Here is a 5,504-nt window from a genome sequence, read left to right as displayed (position 1 = left end):
ATCACGGCGACCGCGCTCGTCGCGACGGCGGGCGCGGGCTATGGCGTCTACCAGGCCGTGAAGCCCTCTCCGAAGAGGCACGCGGCGGCGTCCGCGCCGCCAGCCAAGGCGCTGGCGGTCGGACGGATCTCACTCCGCACCCCGGTGCCGTGGACCGTGCACCCGATCAAGAACGGGACGGCGACCGAGACCTTCCAGGACAGCTACCTCGTCGGCCAGTCCGCGGGCTGCGCCCCGCAGTCGTCCGGCCGGTTCAGCACCTACGACCTGCCGCACTGCAAGGGCTACCTGGTGATGGGCCCCAGTTTCTCCGCCCGCCACGACCAGTACCTCGCCGGCCGCTTCTCACCGGACGACACCTTCGGCGGCCTGTTCACCGAGGACAAGGGCATGGACTGCCCGGCCGACGCGTCGCTGCGCGTCTCGGACGCCAAGCACGGCGCGAGCCGCACGGTGAGCAGGTCCGCGTCCGTCGGCTCGCGCAAGGCGCGGTACTTCGAGTGGACGGTCCCGTGCTGGACGCGGACGTCGACCGACGAGCACGGCTTCAAGACGCGGACGTCCACGACCTACACCGAGCGGATCTGGTACCTGCCCGAGTCGAAGATCCTGATCGTGGACTTCTGGCGGACGCCGGGCCTGGAGAACGTCCTCGCGAAGGCGACCTGGACGTAGCCCGCCCGCCCGCCCACCCGCGAGGGCGCAGGCGGACGGGCGGACAGGCGTCAGCCGGCCGGTTCGTCGGGGATGCCGAGGCTGCGCGCCTCCTCGCCGATCTCGCGCGCGGTCTCGGCCGAGCCCGTGGCGCGCAGCTCGTGCGCGAGCTGCTCCAGCTCCGCGCCGCCCGCCATGAGCGCGGTCAGCTCCTCGCGGGTGATCTCGTCCTTGCCGTGGTAGCCGATCGGACGGCCCCGGTTGAGGATCAGGAAGCGGTCCCCGACCGGGTAGGCGTGGTGCGGGTTGTGGGTGATGAACACGACGCCGAGGCCGCGCTCGCGCGCCTGCACGATGTAGCGCAGCACGACCCCGGCCTGCTTCACGCCGAGCGCGGCGGTCGGCTCGTCCAGGACGAGGACCTTCGCGCCGAAGTGCACCGCTCGGGCGATCGCGACGCACTGCCGCTCGCCGCCCGACAGGGTGCCGATCGGCTGGTCCACGTCGCGCAGGTCGATGCCCATGGCGAGCAGTTCGTCGCGGGTGGTGCGGCGCATGGACTCGACGTCGAGGCGGCCGAGCGCCTTCCGCCGCTCCGACCCCAGGAAGAAGTTGCGCCAGACCGGCATGAGCGGGACGACGGCGAGGTCCTGGTAGACGGTCGCGATGCCGAGGTCGAGCGCGTCGCGGGGCGAGGCGAACGCGACCGGCTCGCCCTGCACCTCATAGGTCCCGGAGTCCTGCCGGTGCAGCCCGGCGATGATCTTGATGAGGGTGGACTTGCCCGCGCCGTTGTCGCCGAGGACGCACACCACCTCGCCGGCCCCGACCTCCAGCGTCACGTCCCGCAGCGCGATCACGCCGCCGTAGTCCTTGCCGACTCCGGTCAGCTTCACCAGGGCGGTCACCGCTCGGCCCTCCGCCGGACGAGGTGGTTGACGACGGTCGCGGCGAGCAGCGCGGCGCCGAGGAAGAACCGGAACCAGTCGGGGTTCCAGTCGGCGTACACGATGCCCTTGTTGACCATCCCGAAGATGAACGCGCCGATCGCGGCGCCGATCGCCGAGCCGTAGCCGCCGGTCAGCAGGCAGCCGCCGATCACCGCGCAGATGATGTAGAAGAACTCGTTGCCGACACCCTCGCCGGACTGGACGGTGGCGAACGCGAACAGCAGGTGCATCCCGGAGAACCAGGCGCAGAACGCGACCCCGGCGAACAGCGCGATCTTGGTCCGGGCGACCGGGACGCCGACCGCGCGGGCGGCGGGCGCGTTCCCGCCCACCGCGAAGATCCAGTTCCCGGCGCGGGTGCGCAGCAGGATCCAGGTCGCGACGGCGGTGAACCCGAGCCACCAGAACACCGTGACGTTCACGTTGACCCCGCCGACGGCGACCTCGGAGGCGAACACGCTCTTGGCGCTCGCGAAGCCGTCCATGTCGCGGATCGAGTCGGACGCGACGTTGCCGGTGACGGCCTTGGTCACGCCCAGGTTCGCCCCGGCGAGCATCAGGAAGGTCGCCAGCGTGACGATGAAGCTCGGCAGCTTCGTCCAGACGAACAGCAGGCCGTTCAGGACGCCGAGCGCGAGCGTGACGGCCAGCGAGACCGCCACGCCCGCCCACACGTTCAGCGTGAACTGGAACGACACGAGCGAGGCGACCAGCGCGGCGCTGGTCACCATCACCCCCGCCGACAGGTCGAACTCGCCGCCGATCATCAGCAGCGACACCCCGACCGCCATGATCCCGAAGGTGGACGAGGCGTACAGCACGGTCGAGAACGACGGCGCGCGCAGGAACGCGTCGGCCGTCACGGAGAAGAACACGAACAGCGCGACCGCGCCGATCAGCGCGCCGAGCTCGGGCCGGACGAGCAGCCGGCGCAGCGGGTCGCGCCGCGCCACCCGCTCGTCCCGCGCGGCGCCCCCGGTGGCGGCCTGCGTCACCTGGTGCCCCGCTCGGCGAACGGCGCGATCTGGTCCGCGTTGTCCTTGGTCACGATCGCGGGGCCGGTGAGGACGGGCCGCCCGCCGCCGAGCACGTTGCCGTTGTTGCGGTAGAGCCACAGCTCGTCCACGGCCTCGTAGCCCTGGAGGTACGGCTGCTGGTCCACGGCGAACTGGATCGAGCCGTCCTTGACGGACGCGACCAGGTCCTTGTTCATGTCGAAGGTGCCGATCTTCGCCTTGCTGCCGGCCTCCTGCGCCGACTGGACGGCCGTCGCGGCGAACGGCGCGCCGAGCGTCAGCACGCCGTCGATGCCCTTGTCCGCCTGCAGCTTGGCGGTGATCGCCGACTTGACCTGCGGCATGTTCGTGCCGGTCACGTAGAGGTTCTGCATCGAGCCGCCGAAGGTCTTCTTGGCGCCCGCGCAGCGCGACTCCAGCCCGACGTTGCCCTGCTCGTGGACGACGCACAGCGCCTTCTTCGCGCCGATCTTCGCGAGCTGCCGCCCGGCCGCCTCGCCCGCGACGCTCTCGTCCTGGCCGAAGTGGACCAGCGCGCCGAGCTTCGCCGACGCGTCCGCGCCGGAGTTGATCGACACGACCGGGATCTTCGCGGCGGCGGCGCGGGCCAGCACGTCCTTCATGGCGTCCGGCTTGGCGAGGGTGACGACGATGCCGTCCACCTTCTGGTCGATCGCCGTCTGGACGAGCTGGGCCTGCCGTCCGCCGTCCGGGTCGGCCGAGTAGAGGAACTGCACGTTGTCCTTGGCGGCGGCGGTCTTCGCCCCCTTCTGGACGATGTCCCAGAAGGTGTCACCGGGTCCGGAATGGGTGACCATGGCGATCTTCAGCCGGGGACCGCCGCCCCCGCCCGGGTTCGCGCTCTTCTCCTCCGCCTTCTTCCCCCCCGAGCTGCTGCACCCGGCGAGCGCGTCCAGCTGCGGCTGGTGCGGGCCGAAGACGCCGCCGGGGTAGACGATCGCGACCGGCGCGCCGCCGGACTGCGCCTCCCGGACGTACCGCTCGGCCGCGACCTTGGACCGCCCGTAGTCGGTGTGCGGGGCGGCCAGCGGGCTGTCCGGCGTGATCACCGGGCCGTCCGGCGGGACGAACACCGCGACCGACGAGACGTGCACGACCGGGGACAGGCCGCGCTCGACGGCCCCGCCGACGACGTTGCGGGTGCCGGTGACGTTGGCCGCGACCAGGTCGCCCGACGGTCCGGTGACGCCGATCGCGGCGGCGGCGTGGATCGCGGCGTCGCACCCCTCCAGCGCCCGGGACACCGCGGCGGCGTCCAGCATGTCGCCCTGGACGAACTCGACGCGGGACGCCTCCACGCCCAGCGGGGCGAGGGTCCGGGCAGCGCGTTCCGGATCGCGGACGAGGGCGCGCGGTTCGTGCCCGGCGGCCAGCAGGGCGGCGACGGTGTGCGAGCCGACGAAGCCCGAGGCTCCGGTGAGGAACACGCGCATGAAGGCAACCTAGCGCTTGTTCGTATTGTCATGGAAGGCCGGATTCCGGTCGCCCCTAACGCCGGGGCCGCCGCATCCGGGCCGTTGACGGTACTGGAACGCTCCAGCACACTCGGGGCCCACCCACCCCCGCCCGGGAGGGACCATGAGGATCGCACTCGCCGGCGCGGGCCGGATCGGCGCGCGGCACGCCGCCGCCCTGGCCCGCTCGCCCCACGTCGCCGAACTCGTCATCGCGGACGCGGACCCGCGCCGGGCCGCCGCCACGGCGGAACGCCTCCGCCCCACCCACTCGCCGTCCGCCGCCGTGCGCGCGCTGAGCAGCGTGGACGCCCTGTTCGACGCCGGCGCGGACGCGTACGTCGTCGCGGCGGCCACCGGTGCGCACGCCGCGCTCGTCGAGCGGGCCGTCGCCCTCGGAAGGCCGGTGTTCTGCGAGAAGCCGCTCGCCCCGGACGTGGATGGAACGCTCCACATCCTGCGCGCCGCCCGGTCCGCGCGGGTCCCGGTCCAGGTCGGGTTCCAGCGCCGGTTCGACGCCGGGTACCGGGCCGCGCGGGACGCCGTGGCGTCCGGACGGCTCGGCTGGCTGCACACCGTCCGGTCGTGCGGGTTCGACCCCGCGCCCCCGCCCGCCGAGTACGTCCCGATGTCGGGCGGCCTGTTCCGCGACTGCCTGATCCACGACCTCGACTCGGTCCGGTACGTGACCGGGCGCGAGGTCGTCCGCGTCGTCAGCGCCGGGGCCAACCGGGGCGACGCGTTCTTCCGCGAGTGCGGTGACGTGGACACCGGCGCGGCGCTGCTCGTCCTGGACGACGGGACGCTCGGCCTCCTCGCCGCCACCAGGTACAACGCGGCCGGATACGACGTCCGGCTGGAGGTGTTCGGCGCGAAGGACAGCGTCGTCGCGGGCCTGGACGGCCGCACGCCGCTCACCCCGCTGCCCGGCGACGGGCGGGGCGGCGCGGCCTACTCCGGGTTCCTGGAGCGGTTCGCCGCCGCCTACGACGCCGAGCTGGAGGTGTTCCTCCAGGTCGCGGCGGGGGAGCTGGCCAACCCGTGCCCGCCGGAGGAGGCGCTGGAGGCGTTCTACCTGGCCGAGGCGTGCGAGGTGTCCCGGCGCGAGGGCCGCGTCGTGGAGGTGGCGGAGGTGCGGCGGTGAGGCGGGCCGCCGCAGCGGATGATCTTCCACGCCAACAGATCCGTATACCCGTCCGGTCCGTCGAGAAACAGCCGTGACCTGGAGCGGAGAACCCGACAGTATGTGGTCCATCCGATCGCCCACCCCCCACCGGACGGAGACCGCAGTGCCGATACCGACCACGCGCAGACCACTGCTCGCCATGACCGCAGCCGCGCTCGCGCTGACCGCCGCGCTCGCCGGGTGCAGCAGCTCGGGGGGGAAGAAGGCGGAGGAGAAGAGCGCG

Annotated in this window: 5 protein-coding genes; 2 read left to right on the top strand and 3 right to left on the bottom strand. The window is 72.7% G+C overall.

From position 1 onward, the window contains the following. Window positions 1–675: hypothetical protein (locus AB0J52_RS25230; RefSeq protein ID WP_500184681.1), on the top strand; the 675-nt coding region annotated here is incomplete at its 5' end. Between the two features lie 50 nt (window positions 676–725). Here AB0J52_RS25230 and AB0J52_RS25225 read toward each other — a convergent pair. The 3 genes from AB0J52_RS25225 to AB0J52_RS25215 are packed head-to-tail and all read right to left on the bottom strand — an operon-like array spanning window position 726 to window position 4,074. Then, a complete protein-coding gene (locus AB0J52_RS25225) occupies window positions 726–1,562 on the bottom strand; it encodes an ATP-binding cassette domain-containing protein (protein ID WP_500184678.1) in 837 nt (278 codons plus the stop codon). Then, window positions 1,559–2,599 carry an ABC transporter permease gene (locus AB0J52_RS25220; protein WP_500184677.1) on the bottom strand — a complete coding sequence of 347 codons (1,041 nt, stop codon included), beginning with the start codon at window positions 2,597–2,599 and terminating at the stop codon, window positions 1,559–1,561. The genes AB0J52_RS25225 and AB0J52_RS25220 overlap by 4 nt, the downstream gene beginning before the upstream one ends. After that, a complete protein-coding gene (locus tag AB0J52_RS25215) occupies window positions 2,596–4,074 on the bottom strand; it encodes a substrate-binding domain-containing protein (RefSeq protein WP_500184676.1) in 1,479 nt (492 codons plus the stop codon). Before AB0J52_RS25215 ends, AB0J52_RS25220 begins: the two co-directional genes overlap by 4 nt. Window positions 4,075–4,219: 145 nt before the next feature. On the opposite strand from AB0J52_RS25215, the gene AB0J52_RS25210 reads away from it, so the two are divergent. Beyond that, on the top strand, window positions 4,220–5,239 hold the full coding sequence (locus tag AB0J52_RS25210; RefSeq protein ID WP_500184675.1) for a Gfo/Idh/MocA family protein: 1,020 nt from the start codon (window positions 4,220–4,222) through the stop codon (window positions 5,237–5,239). The last annotated feature ends 265 nt before the right edge of the window (window positions 5,240–5,504 follow it).

This window comes from Spirillospora sp. NPDC049652 (assembly GCF_040675125.1).
In the GTDB taxonomy this organism is placed as follows: domain Bacteria; phylum Actinomycetota; class Actinomycetes; order Streptosporangiales; family Streptosporangiaceae; genus Spirillospora.
Note: the sequence above shows the minus strand (reverse complement) of the source record. Positions and strands in the feature narration are given on the sequence as shown.